Consider the following 18316-nt stretch of genomic DNA (forward strand, 5'->3'; position numbering starts at 1 on the left):
ATCAATGAGCCCGCCCGTCATGCCGGAATCCGACATCATTTCTCCCTACTCCTTGCCCAATCCGCATCGCGTGCTTGGCGTGGCTGGCTTGTTTGTGGCGTTCCTGCTGCTCGGTCTGGCGTCCTACCGGGTCTCCGAAAACTATGGGGTCGAAAGCATGCGCCAGGCAGCGTCGCATCAACTCGACATCCTCGGGGCGGCGATCGACAGCGAGGTAACCCGCCATGCCTCGGTGCCCAGCGCGGTCGAGCTGAACCCCGATGTCGTGACCTTGCTGCGCGCGCCGAGCGAAGAGGCGGACATCCGCCAGGCCGAGGCCAACCGTTTCCTGCAGAAACTGAACGATCATCTGGGCGGCCCGGCGATTTTTGTCCTGGATCTGAGCGGCCGCGTGGTGGCGTCGAGCGACTGGATTTTCTCGGACAACCTGCTTGGTTCCGATCTCTCCTACATGCCCTTCTTTCGCGATGCGGTGCGCGGTACGCCAGCCCGGCATTACGCGGTCGATCATATCCGGCATGAACCGGGGTATTACTTCGCCCTGCCGATTCGCGACGAGAGTCGTGAGTGGGCAATCATCGGTGTTGCCGTCGTCAAATCGGGCATCCGTGAAGTCGAGCGGCGCTGGCTGGCGCAGGAAGCGCCGGCCCTGATCGTCGACCGCAACGACGTGGTATTGCTCGCCTCGCCGCCGGAGTGGCGCTACGCCACGCTCGGCCGGCAGCCGACAGCGGTGCTCGAACGCCTTGGCCGGCAGCAGTTTGCCGGTCAGGCGCTGGGGGCGATCAGCCTCGACATCGACCTGGCAGGGGCGGATGAAGGGCGCGTGGTGCGCCTGCCCAAGCACCTGCGCGACGATGTGGCCCCGGCGCAGGGCGCGCGTCCCTACCTGGCGATGGCCAGGAATCTGCCCGGTACGGCGTGGCGCATCGTCGTCTTCTCGGATTTGCGCGCGGTCGGTGTCCAGGCGGCGACGCATGCCGCGCTCAGCGTGGCGGCCCTCGGCTGCCTGCTGCTTGGCGTCTTGTACGCCCGCCAGCGACGGCGTCTGGCGCGTGGGCGCGAAGAGGCGCGGGCGATGCTCGAACTGGCGAACCAGGAACTGGAACGCAAGGTCGAGGCGCGCACCGTCGACTTGTCCGAGGCGGTCTCCGGTCTGCAGCGCGAGGTCCAGGAACGCCAGCGCGCCGAACAGACCTTGCGTGCCGCCCAGAATGAACTGGTCCAGGCGGCCAAGCTGGCCGTGCTCGGCCAGATGGCGACGGGGATTACCCACGAACTGAGCCAGCCGCTCGGCGCCATTCGTACCCTGTCGGCCAACGCCGCCGAATTCATGCGTCGTGGCGAGGCGGCGACCGCCGAACGCAATCTTGCCATCGTCGAGCAGTTGACCGAGCAGATGGGCAACATCATCGGCCCCTTGAAGACCTTTGCGCGTAAATCGCCGGCGGTTTCAAGCGCGGTCGATATCGGGCAGGCGGTCGATAGCGCACTGTTCCTGTTCGAGTCGCGACTGAAGAAGGATGCGGTGATTGTCGAGCGCCATTTTGCCCCCGGTGCCACGACCGCCTGGTGTGACCGCAACCGCTTGCAGCAGGTCCTGGTCAACCTGGTCGGCAACGCCCTCGACGCGATGCATGACGAGCCTGTCCGCCGTTTGAGTTTCAGCAGCGAAGCAAGCAGTACCGGCAAGATTGCCTTGTCCGTCGTAGACAGCGGTCACGGTTTTTCCGAGGAGGCGGTGGCGCATCTGTTCGAACCCTTCTTCACCACCAAGCAGCCCGGTGAAGGCCTGGGGCTTGGCCTGACCATCTCGCGGGATATACTCCGCGATTTCGGCGGTGATCTGATGGCCGGCCCGGCACCCGGTGGTGGTGCCCGCTTCGTCGTCCTGCTGCCGCCGCTGTCGTCGGGAAGCGCTTGATGAAAACATCCTTGCAGGTCCTGCTCGTCGAAGACGACCCCAATGTCCGTCTGGGGTGCGAACAGGCCATGCAACTGGCGGGAATTCCCGTGCTCTCGGTGGCTTCCGCGGAAGCTGCGGAAAAGTACCTGAAGCCCGATTTTGCCGGCATCGTCGTCACCGACATGCGGCTGCCGGGCGCTAGCGGCATGGACCTGCTGCGCCTGGTCAGGGAACGCGATCCCGATCTGCCGGTGATCATCATCACCGGCCACGGCGACGTCACGCTGGCGGTCGAGGCGATGCGCAACGGTGCCTACGATTTCATGCAGAAGCCGTTCTCGACCGACGATCTGGTCGATGTCGTCCGCCGGGCGCTGGAGAAGCGGGCGCTGGTGCTGGAAGTCGAGGCCCTGCGCCGGCGCCTGGATCAGCGCGACGACCTTGAATCCCGCTTGATCGGCCGTTCGCCGCAGATGCAGCAGGTGCGCCGGCTGATCCTCGACATCGCCGATGCCGGCGTCGATGTGCTGATCTACGGCGAAACCGGTACCGGCAAGGAAATGGTTGCCCGCTGCCTGCACGACCTGTCGCGCGCCGGCCAGGAAAACTATGTCGCCCTCAATTGCGGCGGCATGGCCGACAACATCCTCGACAGCGAATTGTTCGGCCACGAGGCCGGGGCCTTTACCGGGGCGCAGAAACGGCGCATCGGCAAGATCGAATACGCCAGCGGCGGTACGCTCTTCCTCGACGAGGTCGAGAGCATGCCGATGAGCATGCAGATCAAGTTGCTGCGCGTGTTGCAGGAGCGCGTCATCGAGCGGCTGGGCTCGAACCATCAGGTGCCGGTCAATTGCCGTGTCGTCGCGGCGAGCAAGGAAGATCTTAAAATCTGGTCGGAACAGGGAAAATTCCGCGCCGACTTCTATTACCGCCTCAATGTCGTACGTATCGAACTGCCGCCGTTACGCGAGCGGCGCGAGGACATCCCGGCGCTTTACGACGCATTCCTGCTGCAGGCGGCCAAACGCTACAACCGGCCACTGCCGGCATTGACGCCGGAGGTTCTGCAGCGGCTGATGGTCCAGGACTGGCCGGGCAATATCCGCGAACTGAAGAATGCCGCCGATTGCCACGTTCTCGGCATCGGCAAGGCCTGCAGCGGGATCGATCCGACCGTCAAACCGTCGCTGGCCGAGGCGGTCGAGAATTACGAGCGGCTGCTGATTGCCGACGAGTTTTCGCGTCAGGAAGGCAATATCCAGCGTACCGCCGATGTCTTGAGGACAGCCCGCACGACCCTGCACGACAAATTGAAGAAATACGGTCTGCTATAGTGCCTCTCCCTTGAGAGAGATGACGCGAACGGACAGATGCGATGATCGTTACCTTCCAATCCAGCGAAACCGGTGAATTGCTGATGTACGCCGAAACGGCGAAAACCCTGCTGGAAATTGTCGGCAAGGAAACCGGTGCGCGCGGTGTATTCACCCAGCCCGAAATGTTGCCGGCGGCTGCCAAGCTGCAGCGTGCCGTCGATGAGGCGCGTCGTCAGATGGCGGGCGCGCCGGAACCGGATGATGAGGAAGAGCGGCAGAAACCGCCGCCGGTAGGCCTGCCGCAACGCGCCTGGCCGATGATCGACATGCTCGAGCGGACCGCGAACAGCGGCCCGGAAGCGCACATCGTCTGGGAAGCGGCGGCCGACTTCTGAGCGCCCGGCTCAGAACAGTTCGATATCGTCGCTCTTTTCCTTCATCTCGGCCATGAAGCGTTCGACCGCTTCCTGGACCGGGATGCCCTGCATGACCGCGTCGAACATCGCGATTTCCTCGCGCGTCGTGTATTTGCCCTTGATCCGCGTTTGCAGTCCAACCCATTCGCCCGGGTTGTAGATGCGGCCAGGTTCGGCGACCAGATCGCTGAGTTCGCCCAGACTCAGGCCGACGTGGGCAAGGCGCTGCACCAGCTTGTCGTAGAACTGGAAGGCAATGATCGCCTGGTGCACCATGCCGGAGACGTTGCCGGCAGCGCCGAGCAGTTCGGCCCGGGCCGCACCGGCGGCGCCGTCGTCGGGTAGCGCTTCGACCTTGCCGACGATTTCCTGCATGCAACCGGCCATCGTGGTGAAGGATTGCGTCAGCACATCGACGGAGGCATTGCTGTCCTTCATCGCGTGCTCGATCTGCACGGCGGCGAGCTCGAGCATCAATACGGTTTCGCGGACCTGGCTCCAGTTGAGGTCCGGGGCGTGCGCGGTGGAGCCGCGCGGCGGAACGATCTTGTCGGTCATGGTGGTGTCCTGTTCTGGTCGGCGACTATAACCCACTTCCGGCTGCCCGTTCCAGCACCACGTAATGCTTGCGGACGGCCTCGAGCACGGCGAAGGTGCCGGTGAATCCGGCCGGGATCACGCCGGCCTCGCCAGGACCGAATTCGGTCGCCTCGCCGTCGCTGTCGGTGATGCGGATACGGCCTTCGATGATGCAGAAGAACTCGTCCTTGCCCTCGGCAAAGGCGATGCGCCAGGCGCCCGGTTCGCAGGCCCAGATGCCAGCAACCAGATCGCCCTGCGGCGCCGCGAAATGTTCGTGCGTGGTACGCAGCGGGTTGCCCGCGACCAGACGGTCGGGACGCGGATGATCGTAAGCCGCCGCTGGCGACTGACGGGCAAAGACGGTCAATTTCGGCATGACGTGATCTTGATGGGTCAGGGCGCAATTTTACGGCGCACCCGGGGCAATTGGCACCCGCAGTGCGTTTTCACCGGATAATCCGCGCATGCCCGCTCTGTTTTCCCTGCTCGCCGCATGCTTGATGCTGCTCCTGCCGATAACGTCGCTGCAGGCCGCCCCCGAAATCGCCATCGATGTCGGCCACGGCGGTCGCGATAGCGGCGCCATTTCGGCGCGCGGGCGCAGCGAATTCGAGTTCAACCGGGATTTGGCCGGGCAACTGGCGCAGACCTTGGCCGAGCGCGGCCGGCGCGTACGGCCTGTCAATTTCGACGGCAACATCGGCAGCCTGGCCGCGCGGCCCGAGGCCGCGGTCGGCAGCGACTTCTTCATTTCCATCCATCACGATTCGGTGGGTGAGGCCTGGTTGCTGCCGTGGCTCTGGGAAGGCGTCGAGCGCACGCATACCGAGGTCAAGCGCGGCTACGGCATCTTCGTATCGGCCAATAATCCCGACCCCGCGACCAGCCTGCTCTGTGCGTCGGCGATGGGCGCCATGCTGCGCCGCGCCGGCTTCGTGCCGAGCGACTGGCACGGGCGCAAGCACGCGCCGGCCGATGCGAAAAACGGCGTCTGGTACTTCGACAACCTGGTCGTCCTCTACCGCACGACGCTGCCGGCCGTGCTATTCGAGGCCGGCGTGATCAAGCACAAGGACGAGGAACTCGAACTGCTCGACCCGGCGCGTCAGGCGCGCATGGCCGATGCGCTGGCGACCGGGCTGGCCGCCTGCCTGCAGGTCACAGGAAAACCGGTTCCGGACTGAGGACGACGGCGAACTTCTCGTGCACGGCCGCCTGGACGGCAGCCATCGTGTTGCGCACATCGGCGCCGCTGGCGCCGCCGCGATTGACCAGCACCAGCGCTTGCTTCTCGTACATGCCGACCGGGCCGAGATCCTTGCCCTTCCAGCCGGCTTGTTCGATCAGCCAGCCGGCGGCCAGTTTGACGCGCCCGTCGGCTTGCGGATAGTGCGGCAACTTGGGGTAGGCGGCGAGCAGGGCGTCGGCCTGCGTCCGCTCGACCACCGGGTTGTGGAAGAAACTGCCGGCATTCGGCGTCACCGCCGGATCCGGTAACTTGCGCTGGCGTACGGCGATGACCGCGTCGGCGACATCGCGCGCGCCGGGTTCGGCGATGCCGCGCTCGGCCAGTTCCTGGCGCAGATCGGCGTAGCCGATGTTCGGTCGGTAGTTCCTGGGTAAACGGAAAACGACCGAGACGATGGCGACACGGCCGTCGAGGTGCCAGCCTTCCTGTTTGAACAGGCTGTCGCGGTAAGCGAAATGGCAGGCGGCGCGGTCGAGGGTAAACAAGGTTTGCCTGGCGAAATCCCAGGCCGTCACCGAATGCAGGCGCTCGCCGACTTCCAGCCCGTAGGCACCGATGTTCTGCACCGGCGCGGCACCGACGGTACCCGGGATCAGCGACAGGTTTTCCAGTCCGGGACAGCCTTGCGCCAGCGTCCATTGGACGAATTCATGCCAGTTCTCGCCGGCGCCGCCCTCGATGTAGACGACCTCGTCGTCCTCGCGCAGAACGCGCTTGCCGGCAATCGCCATGTGCAGCACCAGACCGTCAAAATCGCCAGTCAGCACCAGGTTGCTGCCGCCACCCAAAACGAAACGGCGCTCGCCGGGAGCGACTGCCGCCAGTTGCCCGGGATCGGTGATTCGCTGATAACGGGCGGCCTTGCCGGGCAGCGCGAGGGTGTTGAAGGGGGTGAGGTCGATGGCGGTCTGTACGGTCATGGCGCCATTGTCGCCGATCACCCGGTGGCTGGGAACCGCTCCTCAGTGCGTCCGGAAGTTGTCGGCACTGATGCCGTGCCGGGTCAGTTTGTCGTATAGCGTCTTTTTCGGCACCTGCAGCAGTTCGGCCGCCTGGGCGACGTTGCCGGCACATTGCTGGAGGGCGCTTTCGATGGCGCGGCGTTCGGCGGCGTCGACCTGGGCGCCGAGTGAAGCGGGCGGGGCCTCGGGGGCGCCGCTGAGGGCGTCGGACAGGCCGAGGGCCCAGCGGTTGGCGACGTTCTTGAGCTCACGGACATTGCCCGGCCAGTCGTGTGCCTGCCAGCGGGCGAGGTCGGCCGGCGTCCAGTTGGCTGGCGGGCGCTGGTAGCGCTGGGCGGCTTCCTGGAGGAAGGCGGCCATCAACAGCGGAATGTCGTCGCGGCGTTCGCGCAGCGGCGGCAGGTCGATGCTGACGACGTTGAGTCGGTAGTAGATGTCGGCGCGGAACTGGCCGGCGTCGGCCAGCGTCTTGAGGTCGGCCTTGCTGGCGGCGACGACGCGGCAATCGACGGCGATGCTGTGGTTGCTGCCCAGGCGTTCGATGCAGCGCTCCTGAAGCACGCGCAGCAGCTTGACCTGCAGGTTGAGCGGCATCGATTCGATTTCGTCGAGGAACAGCGTGCCGCCGCTGGCGTGTTCGATGCGGCCGATGCGCCGCTTGCCGGCGCCGGTGAAGGCGCCCGCCTCGTGGCCGAAGAGTTCGCTTTCGAAGACCGTTTCCGGCAGCGCCGAGCAATTGACCGCGACGAAGGGGCCGCGCCGGCCGCTGGCGTCGTGGATGGCGCGGGCGACGACTTCCTTGCCGCAACCGGTTTCGCCGTTGATCAGGATGTCCACGCCGGTCGGCGCGAGGGCGCCGATCAGCCGGCGGATGTCCTGCATCGCCGGGGTCTGGCCGATCACCGCGCTCAGGCCGGCGGCGTGCAGTTGCTCCTTGAGCTGGCGGTTCTCGACCAGCAGGGCGCGTTTGTCGAGGGCGCTCCTGACCGCAGCGATCAGGCGTTCGGAGGGAAAGGGTTTTTCGATGAAGTCGTAGGCGCCGTCGCGCATCGCCTCGACGGCCATGGCCACGTCGCCGTGGCCGGTCATCAGCAGCACCGGCAGTTCGCGGTCAAACTGGCGCAGTTCGCGCAACAGCGTCAGGCCGTCGCGGCCGGGCAGGCGGATGTCGCTGACGACCAGCGCGGGCCGTGTCGTCGCCAGCGCGGCAAGCATGCTTTCGGCGTCGGCGAAGGCGCGCACCGGGATGTCGGCGATGGTCAGCGCCTGCGCGCAACCCTTGCGCACGGCGCTGTCGTCTTCAACCAGAAAGACCGTGAGTTCAGCCATGGACGACGGCCTTGGCGTAGCTGGCACGGTCGAGTTCAACGGTTTCGACGCTGAGCTGCAGTTCGTGTCCCGCAGGTGGAACCAGCGTCGCCATTAGGGCGGCGAGTGCGGCGTTGGCCAGTTGTTTGCGTTCGTCAGCGCTGCGTCCGCTGAGCAGCGCGATACGCAGATGGGCGAAGGCACGGGCGCCTGTTTGGACGCCGGTGCGGAAATCGCCGAGGCAGAGCGCGCGGCTCTTGATATCGGCTTCGCCAAACAGGCCCGAGTCGAAGGCGGCGGCGTTGATCGCCGTCAGCGCGGCGGCTGGGTCAATGGCGAGGTTGGCGGTGTATTCAAGCGTCAGGTGCGGCATGGTCGTCTCCGGCGGCGGGCAGCGTCAGCACGAACACGGCGCCGCCGTCGGCCGCGTTGTCGGTGCGTAGTGTGCCACCGTAGCTTTCGACGATGGCCAGCGAGATCGCCAGGCCGAGGCCGAGGCCTTCGCCGGCGGGCTTGGTGGTGTAGAAGGGTTCGAACAGGTGGCTGCGTACTTCGTCGGCAATCCCCGGGCCGTGGTCGCGCACGCTCAGGCGGACCTGGCCGGCGCTGCGGGCGACGGTGATTTCCAGGCGGGGTGCGGGCTGGCCGTGCATGGCGTCGAGGCCGTTGAGCATCAGGTTGACCAGCACCTGTTCGAGGCGACCGGCTTCGGCGACGACCTGCAGCTCGCCATCGTTCTGGCTGACCTCGATGCTGGCCGCAGTGTCGCGGCGGCGCGGTTCGACCAGCAACAGCGCATGTTCGATCGCGCTGGCGACGCTGACCGGCTGCGGCGTCGCCGCTTCTTTACGGGCGAAGGTTTTCAACTGGCGAACGATGCGTCCGGTACGGCCGACCAGTTCGCCGATCATCTGCAGGTTTTCCGCGACTTCCTCGTGGCGGCCGCGGGCAAGCAGGGCGCTGGCGTTGTCGGCGAAGGTCTGCAGCGCCGCCAGCGGCTGGTTCAGTTCGTGGCTGATGCCGGCCGACAGCTGCCCGAGGACGGCCAGCTTGCCGGCCTGCACCGCAGCGTCGCGGGTTTCGTGGAGAATTGCTTCGGTGCGTTGCAGTTCGGCGATCTTGGCGGTCAGGTCGGCGGTGCGTTCGGCGATGCGCTGTTCCAGTTCGCCGTGAATGCGCTGCAATTCCTCGCGCCGGCGGCGGCGATGGCGCAGGTGGGCGGCGACGCCAATGGCGAAGGCGGCGGCAAAGGCCAATGCCATGGCGCCGGAAAACGCCGCCGCCCGAGCTTCGTCGAGGCGGCCGAGCTGCACCACCTGCCAGCCGAAATTGCCGACCGGACGGGTCACCAGCAGGTGCTCGCGCGGCGTTTCGTCGGGCAGTGCCAGACGCAGGGGGGCGCTGGCTTCGAGCGGCACGGGCCGGTCAGCCAGGGCGACGATGGCCTGGTTGCCGTACTGACGGGTCTCCGCCAGGCGTGCCGTGGTTGCCGCCGGCAGCGGCGCCAGCGTGCGATAGCGCAGGCGGCGTTCCGACGACAGGAAGACGATGCCGTCGGCGTCGGCCAGCAGCAGGATGTCGCCGGCGCCGGCCATGGCCTGTTCCATGGCTTCCAGGCCGATCTTGAGGACGACGACACCGAGGATCTGCTGTCCGTCGCGGACTGGTGCGGCGATGAAGTAACCGGGTTCGCCGGTGGTCACGCCGACGCCGTAGAAGCGCCCCAGGCCTTGCGCGACGGCATCGGTGAAGTAGGGCCGGAAGGCGTAGTTGTGGCCGATGAAACTGCGCGGCTGGCGCCAGTTGCTGGCAGCCAGCGTCAGGCCGTTGGCGTCGATCAGGTAGGTGGCGGCCACCGCCGCCCCCTGTTGCGCGGCTTCGAGATAGGCGTTGGCCGCGTCGATCCGCTGTTTGTTGTCGGGGTCGCGCAGCAGCGCGGCCAGCGAAGGTTCGAGCGCGAGCAAGCCGGGCAGCGATTCGTGCCGGTTCAGCGTGGCGTCGAGCGACAGGGCGAAGGCGTCGAGACGCTGCGTCGCCAGCCGGCGCTCATGGGCCAGGTTGTGGTCGAGCAGCAGGCGATAGCCGAGCAGGCCGATCAACAGGCAGGCCAGCGTTGCCAGTACGGTCAGCAGCCAGGTGCGGGAGGGCGGTTTGGTAGGAATGACAGGACGGCTCATGGCCGCATCGTAACCAGTTTTGCCTGTTGCGGTGCAGGGGCCGGGCAGGCTTTCAGGTCGACCACGGTGTCGGCAGGCAGCGTCGGCAGCCAGTCCGGCATCGGTCGGCAGTCAGCGGCCGAACACACCACATAGGGCGCGACATGCGGTGAATGGCGCAAGCTCACCGCTGGCAGCAACGGCAGGGCGGGGGTGTAGTGCCAGGCACCGTCGCGGTAGACGGCGTCTGCCGGCGGTTCCATGCCGGCGCCGGTGCCCCGCACGCGGGCCGAGGTCAGGTGGAGTCGATCGCCCTGCAGGCGGTAGTCTTCCGCCCACAGGGTTTTCTGGATCGAGTGCGTCCATTGCAGCGTGACTGCCTCGCCGAGCGGCGCCACCAGCAGGCCGGCGACGAGGCAGATCACGTTCATGCCGGCTGCAGGCGACGGGTGCGCAGCAGGTGCCAGCCGATGAAGGCGGCACAGGCGGCGAAGCCAAGCTCGTCGGTGAGCGGCATGGCGGCGACCAGCATGAAGGCGGCGGCAGCAGCCCAGATGCGTTCCCAGGCGGCCAGCGGTGCGCGCAGGTAGCCAATGCTGGCAGCGCCCCACAGCGTGATCGCCAGCAGCGCTTTACCGACGATGTAGGCGACTGCCAGGACCGATGGATCGCCCTGCAGCATCAGCGCATTGTCGTACACCGCCATGAACGGCACGACGAAGCCGGCAATCGCGATCTGCACCGCCTTGATGCCGATCTTCATCGCCGGTTCCTTGGCCACCGAACTGGCGGCGAAGGCGGCGAGCGCTACCGGCGGCGTCAGGTCGGCCATGATGCCGAAGTAGAAGACGAACATGTGGCTGACGATCAGCGGTACGCCGAGTTCGAGCAGCGCCGGCGCGGCGATCGAGCTGGTGATGATGTAGTTGGGGATGGTCGGGATGCCCATGCCCAGCACCAGGCAGATCAGCATGGTCAGCAGCAGCGAGACGAACAGGCTGTCTTCGCCGACCTTGAGGATGAAACCGGCGAAGTTCGTGGCCGCGCCGGTCAGCGTCAGGACGCCGATGATGATGCCGACGATGGCACAGGCGACACCGACCGGCAGCGCCTGCTTGGCACCATCGACCAGACTGTTGCGCATCACCCGCAGCGTGTCGCGGCCGCCCTGGACGAACAGGCAGGCGACGATCAGCAGGGCGATGACGATCAGCACCGGATAGACGCCCCACTTGATCAGCGCCGAGGTGCCCAGACCGACCGCGAGCCAGAAGACGAAGCGGAAAGCGGTCGCCGACAGGCGGGCGGCGACGGCGGCGCCGAGGATCAGGATGGCGCACAGGGCGAGGCCCACCATGCCCGAGTACATCGGCGTGAAGCCGTTGAACAGCATGCCGACCAGGCCGACCAGCGGCAGCACCAGGTACCACTGGCTGCGGATCGCCTGCCACGGATTCGGGCAGTCTTCCTTGGCCAGTCCGCCGAGATTCTTGCGGCCGGCTTCCAGATGCACCATCCAGAACACTGTCGCGTAGTAGAGCAGGGCTGGGACCAGCGCCGCCTTGACGATCTCGATGTAGGGAACGTTGAGGTTCTCGGCCATGATGAAGGCGACCGCGCCCATCACCGGCGGCATGATCTGGCCGCCCATCGACGAGGTCGCCTCGACGGCGCCGGCGAAGGTGCCGGAATAGCCGAAGCGCTTCATCAGCGGGATGGTGAACTGGCCGGTGGTCAGCACGTTGGCGACGCCGGAGCCGGAGATCGAGCCCATCAGCCCCGAGGAAACGACTGAAACCTTGGCCGCGCCGCCCTTGGCGTGGCCGACGAAGCCCAGCGCTACCGAGTTGAACAGGTTGATCATCCCGGCGTGTTCGAGGAAGGCGCCGAACAGCACGAAGAGGAAGATGTACATCGCCGAAACCATGGTCGGGATGCCGAAGATGCCTTCGGTGCCGAAAGCCAGCTGGTCGACGATCTGGGCGAAATCGTAGCCGCGGTGGGCGAGGTCGCCCGGCAGGTGCTGGCCGAACAGGCCGTAGAGCAGGAACAGTGCGCAGATGGTCGGCAGCGCCAGGCCGAGAATGCGGCGGGCAGCCTCGAAAACGAGGACGATCATCGCCGTGCCGACGATCAGGTCGGTGGTGCTCGGGTCGCCGGCGCGCATGATCAGGTCGACTTCGAAGACCCATTGATAGGCGGTGAGGGCGAAAGCGAGGATGGCCAGCAGCCAGTCGCCGAAGGGAACGCGGTCAAGGCGACCGTTCTTGCGGATCGGGAAGAGGATGAAGGTCAGGGTCAGCAGGAAGCCGACATGCAGCGCGCGCATGACCAGGCTGGAGAGCGGATGGAAGGCCGCAATCGCCAGCTGGTAGATGGAAAAGCCGAGCGCGATGCCGGTCAGCACGAGGAGCGCGACGCCCCCGAGACGGCGCTGGGCGCCGTGCTCGGAGAACGTCTCCTGCTCGATGTTCGGCGGGGAGACGTGAGCCGTCATGATCGCTTACTTGAGCAGACCGGCTTCGCGGTAGTACTTCTCGGCACCCGGGTGCAGCGGCACCGGCGAACCGACGGCCAGCTTTTCCTTCTTGATCGCCTTGGCAGCAGCGTGGGCGGTGGCCATGGCATCCAGGTTCTCGGCCATCGACTTGGTCATCTTGTAGACGGTGTCAGCCGGCACGCCTTCGTGGGTGATCAGGTAGTTGGGCACGAGCACGGTGTTCACGTCGGTGGTCTGGCCGTTGTAGGTGTTGGCCGGGATGGTGCCGGACTGGTAGGCGGCGTCGCCGATCTTGGCGACCACGTCAGCCGGGATCGGGATGACGACGATCTTCAGCGCGGTTGCCAGGTCACGTACGGCGGCAACGCCGAGACCAGACGACAGCAGGGTGGCATCGAGCTGGCGGTTCTTCATCAGTTCGACCGACTCCGAGTAGCCGAGATATTCGGTCTTGGCGAAGTCCTGGTAGCTCATGCCGACGGCCTTGAGGATGTCGCGGCTGTTCAGTTCGGTGCCGCTCTTCGGGGCGCCGACCGAAACGCGCTTGCCCTTGAGGTCGGCCAGCGACTTGATGCCGGAATCGGCGGAAGCCAGGAAGTGGATGTAGTTCGGGTAGATCGCGGCGACCGTGCGCAGCTTGTTCAGCGGCGCCTTGAAGCCGACGTCGGCGTTGCCCTTCCAGGCTTCGGACAGCGTGTCGCCGAGCGTGAAGGCGATTTCGCCCTTGCCGGCCTGCAGCAGGTTGAGGTTTTCGGCCGAAGCCTTGGTCGCCTGCACCGACATCTTGGCATCGGGTAGCACCTTGCCGTAGATCTGGGTCAGCGAGACGCCGAGCGGGTAATAGACGCCGCTGGTGCCGCCAGTCAGGACGTTGATGAAGCCGGATGCATTGGCGGCAGTGGCGCCGACGGCCAGCGAGGCGGCAAGGATCAGGGAACGCAATTTCATGTTATCTCCTCCGTGGAATTGGGACGCGCCGCAAGGCGGCAGCGGAGGAAGACATCGCAGGACCTGTGCCAGCCGCGGCGCCGGCTGGCAAATCATTGATTTATTGAAGTTGTTTTCTGGCTGACGATAACCGGCGACGGTCGCTCAGTGCGGAACTCCGGAATCAGGCAAGGCGCCAGTGCGGAAATCCGCACAAGCCTAATCCGCCAGCAGCATCGCGCCGAGTGCTGCCGGCTGCGCTGCCGCCCGCCAGCCGGTACGCATTTCGTCGGCGTTCAGGCTGCCGTAACCCCAGGTCACGGCGATGAAGGGCAGGCCGTTGGCGTCGGCCGACTCGCCGTCCTCGCTGCGGTCGCCGATGTAGATTGCCTGTTCCTTGGCGATGCCCTGGTCGGCGAGCAGCCGGGCGATCATCGCCGCCTTGTTTGCCAGGCGCGGCGAAATCAGGTCGAGCGCGTACACATGGGCGAAATGCACGCGCCAGCCGAGGTGATCGAGGATCAACCGGGTCGGATGGATGCGCTTGTTGGTGGCAATCGACAGCGTCAGCCCGGCCCCGGCCAATTCGGCAAGCAACTCACCAACGCCGGCATAGGCGGCGGTTTCCCGGTAGCCGGCGCCGTCGTAACTGGCCTTGAAGGCCTCAGCCAATCGCCCGATCAACGCGGGATCGGCGCTACCCGACAGCAGTTGCAGGGTCTCGGTCAGCGGCGGGCCGATCACGCTTTCATCGATGGTGACAGCCGGTGCGATGCCGGTGTGCGCGAAAGCCGCGCGAAAACTGGCGAGGATGGCCGGGGCGGAGTCGATCAGCGTGCCGTCGAGGTCGAAAATGATGTGCGGATAGCGGGGCATGGTGGCGGGCATTGGGGAGGTTGGCGAAGGATAGCGTGTTTAGCCCAGCGGCGTTGCCGCCGCTGACGGATCGTTCTCGTCTGGTTCTATGCCCCAGTCGCCCCAGGTGTACCAGTCGTCGCCAAGCATTTCGGCGGGGTGCATGGTGCGGCCGGAGCCGTTGCCGCATTGCAGGTCGCGGGCCGGGCAGTATTTGTCGCAGCCCCAGCAGATGCGCTCGGGGTGTTTGGGGTGGAGCGGGAAGCGTTTGGCCATCGCTCCACCTCGATTAAAGCAGCGGCGCCAGCCAGCGTTCGGCTTCGCCGAGCGCCATGCCCTTGCGTCGCGCCCAGTCTTCCAGTTGATCGCGGCCGATCTTCGGGATGGCGAAGTACTTGGCGCCGGGGTGGCCGATGTAGAAGCCGGAGACGGCTGCCGCCGGGGTCATCGCGCAGGATTCGGTCAGCGCCATGCCGATTTCTGGGGCGTCGAGCAGGGCGAACAACTCGCGCTTGGCGGTGTGGTCCGGGCAGGCCGGGTAGCCGGGGGCGGGGCGGATGCCGGTGTAGGCTTCGGCGATCAGCGCGTCGTTGTCGAGCGTTTCGTCCTTGGCATAGCCCCAGTAGTGCGTGCGTACTTGCTTGTGCAGCCATTCGGCAGCGGCCTCGGCGAAGCGGTCGGCCAGCGCTTTCAACATGATCGCCGAGTAGTCGTCGTGGGCGGCTTCGAAAGCGGCGACGCGGTCGGCTATGCCGAGACCGGCGGTGACGGCGAAGGCGCCAGCGTAATCCTGTTCACCGACGAAATCGGCCAGTGCGGTGTTGAAACGTCCGGCCGGTTGCTTGATCTGCTGGCGCAGGCCGACCCAGCGAGTGGCCTCGACACTGCGCGACTCGTCGGTGTACAGCACGATGTCCTCGTTCTCGCCGCGGGCCGGGTAGAGGCCGAATACGGCTCTGGCGGTCAGCCACTTTTCGGCGACGATTTTCGCCAGCATCGCCTGCGCGTCGTGGAAGAGCTGGCGGGCGGTTTCGCCGACCACGTCGTTGGTCAGGATGGCCGGGTAGCGGCCGGCCAGGTCCCAGCTCTGGAAGAAGGGCGACCAGTCGATGAACGGGACCAAGTCGGCGAGCGGAATATCGAGCGTCTGGCGACCGAGTTGCGCCGGTTTGGTCGGCGTGTGCGCTTCGTTCCACGTGAAACGATTGCCCCGGGCGTCGGCCAGGCTGGCCAGCGTGGCGCCCTTGCGGCCGGCGTGTTCGGCGCGCACGGTTTCGTACTCGGCGGCGATTTCGGCGACGTAGCCGGCCTTCTGCTCGGTCGATAGCAGCTTGGTGGCGACGCCGACGGCGCGCGAGGCGTCCGGCACGTAGACCACCGGGCTGTCGGTGTTGGTGGCGATCTTGATCGCGGTGTGGGCGCGGCTGGTGGTGGCGCCGCCGATCAGCAGCGGCTGGTTCATGCCGAGGCGCTTCATCTCGCCGGCGACGTGGGCCATTTCTTCCAGCGACGGGGTGATCAGGCCGGACAGGCCGATGATGTCCACCTTGTGTTCGAGCGCCGCCTTGAGGATGTTGTCGCAAGGCACCATGACGCCGAGGTCGATGACGTCGTAGCCGTTGCAGCCCAGCACCACGCCGACGATGTTCTTGCCGATGTCGTGCACGTCGCCTTTAACGGTTGCCATCAGGATCTTGCCCTTGGAGCCGAGACCGGTACGGGCCTTTTCGGCTTCGATGAAGGGCAGCAGGTGGGCGACCGCCTGCTTCATGACGCGCGCCGACTTGACCACCTGCGGCAGGAACATCTTGCCGGCGCCGAACAAGTCGCCGACGACGTTCATGCCGCTCATCAGCGGCCCTTCGATGACCGCCAGCGGCGGCTTGCCTTCGCTTTCCAGCTTGACGCGCACTTCCTCGGTGTCGGCGACGACGAAATCGGTGATGCCTTTGATCAGCGCGTGTTCCAGTCGCTTCTCGACCGACTGCTCGCGCCAGGAGAGGTCCGGGCCGGCGTCCTTGGCCTTGCCTTCCTTGACCGTCTGCGCGAAATCAACCAGTGCCTCGCCGGCGCCGGGGTTCTTGTTCAAAACCACGTCTTCGACCTTGGCCCGCAGTTCAGGCTCCAGGTCGTCGTACACGCCGAGCATGCCGGCATTGACGATGCCCATGGTCATGCCGTTCTTGATCGCGTGGTAGAGGAAGACGGTGTGGATGGCCTCGCGTACCGGGTCGTTGCCGCGGAAGCTGAAGGAAACGTTGGAAACGCCGCCGGAAATGTGGGCGTGCGGCAGGTTTTCCTTGATCCAGCGCACCGATTCGATGAAATCGACGGCGTAGTTGTCGTGTTCCGGGATGCCGGTGGCGATGGCGAAGATGTTCGGGTCGAAGATGATGTCTTCGGCCGGGAAACCCATGCCGGTGAGCAGTTCGTAGGCCTTGCCGCAGATCTCGATCTTGCGCGCGTAGGTGTCGGCCTGGCCCTTTTCGTCGAAGGCCATGACGATGACGGCGGCGCCATAGCGACGGGCGAGTTTCGCCTGTTCCAGGAACTTGGCTTCGCCTTCCTTCATCGAGATCGAATTGACGATGCCTTTACCCTGGATGCACTTGAGGCCGGCCTCGATGACTTCCCACTTCGACGAGTCGATCATGATCGGCACGCGCGAAATGTCCGGTTCCGAGGCGATCAGCTTGAGGAACTTGTCCATCGCGGCGAGCGAATCGAGCATCGCCTCGTCCATGTTGATGTCGATCACCTGGGCACCGTTCTCCACCTGCTGGCGGGCGACGGCGAGCGCGTCGTCGAAGCGGCCTTCGAGAATCATCCGCGCGAAGGCGCGCGAACCGGTGACGTTGGTCCGTTCGCCGACGTTCACGTAGAGCGACTCGGCGGTGACGTTGAAGGCTTCCAGCCCTGAGAGGCGCAGCGCCGGTTCGATTTTTGGCGTTTTACGCGGGTTGACCGTGGACACCCGTTCGGCAATGGCGCGGATGTGCTCGGGCGAGGTGCCGCAGCAGCCGCCGACGATGTTGACGATGCCGCGCTCGGCCCAGCCGGCGATCTCGTCGGCCAGTTGTTCCGGGGTTTCGTCGTAGCCGCCGAAGGCATTGGGCAGGCCGGCGTTGGGGTGGGCCGAGACGTAGCAGTCGCAGACGCGCGACAGTTCCTCGACGTACTGGCGCAGCTCGCTGGCGCCGAGCGCGCAGTTGAGACCGAAGGAGAGCGGCTGGACGTGGCGCAGCGAGTTCCAGAAGGCTTCGGCGGTCTGTCCCGACAGCGTGCGCCCGGAAGCGTCGGTGATCGTGCCCGAGATCATCACCGGCCAGCGGCGGCCGGCGATGTCGAAGTACTTCTCGATGGCGAGCAGCGCGGCCTTGGCATTCAGCGTGTCGAACACGGTTTCGACGAGCAGGATGTCGGCGCCGCCTTCGATCAGCCCGGTGGTCGCTTCGAAGTAGTTGGCGACCAGTTCGTCGAAAGTGACGTTGCGGTAGCCGGGGTCGTTGACGTCGGGCGAGATCGACGCGGTGCGTGAGGTCGGGCCGAGGACGCCGGCCACGAAGCGCGGCTTGGCCGGATTCTGCGCGGTGAATTCGTCGCACAGCTTGCGGGCGAGCGCCGCGCCTTCGAAGTTCAGTTCGTAGACGATCTCGGTCAGGTTGTAGTCGGCCTGCGAGACGGCGGTCGAGTTGAAGGTGCAGGTCTCGATCAGGTCGGCGCCGGCTTCCAGGTACTCGCGGTGGATGCCGCCGATGATGTCGGGGCGGGTCAGCACCAGCAGGTCGTTGTTGCCCTTTAGGTCGTGCGGGTGATCCTTGAAGCGCTCGCCGCGGTAGTCCTTCTCCTGCAGGCCGTGGCGCTGGATCATCGTGCCCATGGCGCCGTCGAGGACGAGCAGGCGTTGTTCGAGCAGGGCGTGGAGTTCGGCAGTACGGTCGGGCTGGATCATGGCTTACCTCGGCAAAGCACCGGTGACGCCGCAAAAGCGAACGGCGCTGCAAACCGGCGAGTGGAACAGGGTTTGCGAGCGCCGTTGATCGTTGCCGAGCCTGGCCCCGATGTGGTCAAAGGGTCGCAGCGCTCCTCGGCAGGGGGTGAAGTGTAGCCGTCGACGGCACGAAAGCCAAGTTTTC

At 65.8% G+C, this 18316-nt stretch carries 16 protein-coding genes and 1 riboswitch; of the genes, 4 read left to right on the forward strand and 12 right to left on the reverse strand.

Annotated features, from left to right (window positions below; genetic code table 11):
* The first annotated feature begins 4 nt into the window (after window positions 1-4).
* Genes G471_RS0102575 through G471_RS16470 form a run of 3 tightly spaced genes read left to right on the forward strand, consistent with a single transcriptional unit; the run spans window position 5 to window position 3620 of the window.
* Window positions 5-1924 (forward strand): sensor histidine kinase, encoded by a 1920-nt coding sequence (locus tag G471_RS0102575; RefSeq protein ID WP_245580488.1) that lies wholly within the window; start codon window positions 5-7, stop codon window positions 1922-1924.
* Complete coding sequence (locus G471_RS0102580) at window positions 1924-3243, forward strand: sigma-54-dependent transcriptional regulator (RefSeq protein WP_028993948.1); 1320 nt, start codon at window positions 1924-1926, stop codon at window positions 3241-3243. Before G471_RS0102575 ends, G471_RS0102580 begins: the two co-directional genes overlap by 1 nt.
* Window positions 3244-3284: 41 nt before the next feature.
* On the forward strand, window positions 3285-3620 hold the full coding sequence (locus tag G471_RS16470; RefSeq protein WP_051295232.1) for a DUF1840 domain-containing protein: 336 nt from the start codon (window positions 3285-3287) through the stop codon (window positions 3618-3620).
* 9 nt (window positions 3621-3629) lie between these two features.
* On the opposite strand, the gene G471_RS0102590 is transcribed toward G471_RS16470, so the two are convergent.
* The gene (locus G471_RS0102590) at window positions 3630-4199 is read right to left on the reverse strand and encodes a hypothetical protein (protein ID WP_028993949.1); all 570 of its coding nucleotides are present in this window, start codon (window positions 4197-4199) and stop codon (window positions 3630-3632) included.
* 25 nt (window positions 4200-4224) lie between these two features.
* Window positions 4225-4599 carry a cupin domain-containing protein gene (locus tag G471_RS0102595; protein ID WP_028993950.1) on the reverse strand — a complete coding sequence of 125 codons (375 nt, stop codon included), beginning with the start codon at window positions 4597-4599 and terminating at the stop codon, window positions 4225-4227.
* 88 nt (window positions 4600-4687) lie between these two features.
* Between G471_RS0102595 and G471_RS0102600 the strand changes: the two genes are divergently transcribed.
* Window positions 4688-5407 (forward strand): N-acetylmuramoyl-L-alanine amidase family protein, encoded by a 720-nt coding sequence (locus G471_RS0102600; protein ID WP_245580489.1) that lies wholly within the window; start codon window positions 4688-4690, stop codon window positions 5405-5407.
* On the opposite strand, the gene murB is transcribed toward G471_RS0102600, so the two are convergent.
* From murB to metH, 10 genes are all read right to left on the reverse strand, one after another.
* Entirely contained in the window at window positions 5382-6392 is a 1011-nt protein-coding gene (murB, locus tag G471_RS0102605) for a UDP-N-acetylmuramate dehydrogenase (protein WP_028993952.1), read from the reverse strand. The genes G471_RS0102600 and murB overlap by 26 nt on opposite strands.
* Before the next feature lie 42 nt (window positions 6393-6434).
* On the reverse strand, window positions 6435-7763 hold the full coding sequence (locus tag G471_RS0102610; protein WP_028993953.1) for a sigma-54-dependent transcriptional regulator: 1329 nt from the start codon (window positions 7761-7763) through the stop codon (window positions 6435-6437).
* The gene (locus tag G471_RS0102615; protein WP_028993954.1) at window positions 7756-8115 is read right to left on the reverse strand and encodes a 5-carboxymethyl-2-hydroxymuconate Delta-isomerase; all 360 of its coding nucleotides are present in this window, start codon (window positions 8113-8115) and stop codon (window positions 7756-7758) included. Before G471_RS0102615 ends, G471_RS0102610 begins: the two co-directional genes overlap by 8 nt.
* Window positions 8096-9919 (reverse strand): sensor histidine kinase, encoded by a 1824-nt coding sequence (locus tag G471_RS0102620; protein WP_043420632.1) that lies wholly within the window; start codon window positions 9917-9919, stop codon window positions 8096-8098. Before G471_RS0102620 ends, G471_RS0102615 begins: the two co-directional genes overlap by 20 nt.
* A complete protein-coding gene (locus G471_RS0102625) occupies window positions 9916-10329 on the reverse strand; it encodes a DUF1850 domain-containing protein (RefSeq protein WP_028993956.1) in 414 nt (137 codons plus the stop codon). Before G471_RS0102625 ends, G471_RS0102620 begins: the two co-directional genes overlap by 4 nt.
* Window positions 10326-12395, reverse strand: a complete 2070-nt coding sequence (locus G471_RS0102630; RefSeq protein WP_081700068.1) for a TRAP transporter permease — start codon at window positions 12393-12395, stop codon at window positions 10326-10328. The genes G471_RS0102625 and G471_RS0102630 overlap by 4 nt, the downstream gene beginning before the upstream one ends.
* A 6-nt stretch (window positions 12396-12401) precedes the next feature.
* Complete coding sequence (locus G471_RS0102635; protein WP_028993958.1) at window positions 12402-13346, reverse strand: TAXI family TRAP transporter solute-binding subunit; 945 nt, start codon at window positions 13344-13346, stop codon at window positions 12402-12404.
* Window positions 13347-13544: 198 nt separating this feature from the next.
* Complete coding sequence (locus G471_RS0102640) at window positions 13545-14201, reverse strand: HAD family hydrolase (protein WP_028993959.1); 657 nt, start codon at window positions 14199-14201, stop codon at window positions 13545-13547.
* Window positions 14202-14240: 39 nt separating this feature from the next.
* On the reverse strand, window positions 14241-14456 hold the full coding sequence (locus tag G471_RS0102645) for a DUF3079 domain-containing protein (protein ID WP_028993960.1): 216 nt from the start codon (window positions 14454-14456) through the stop codon (window positions 14241-14243).
* Between the two features lie 13 nt (window positions 14457-14469).
* Window positions 14470-18129, reverse strand: coding sequence for a methionine synthase (metH, locus tag G471_RS0102650; protein ID WP_028993961.1), 3660 nt, complete (start codon window positions 18127-18129; stop codon window positions 14470-14472).
* A gap of 72 nt (window positions 18130-18201) precedes the next feature.
* Window positions 18202-18275, reverse strand: a riboswitch (S-adenosyl-L-homocysteine riboswitch).
* Between the last annotated feature and the right edge of the window lie 41 nt (window positions 18276-18316).

The organism is Azonexus hydrophilus DSM 23864 (assembly GCF_000429605.1).
Classification (GTDB): domain Bacteria; phylum Pseudomonadota; class Gammaproteobacteria; order Burkholderiales; family Rhodocyclaceae; genus Azonexus; species Azonexus hydrophilus.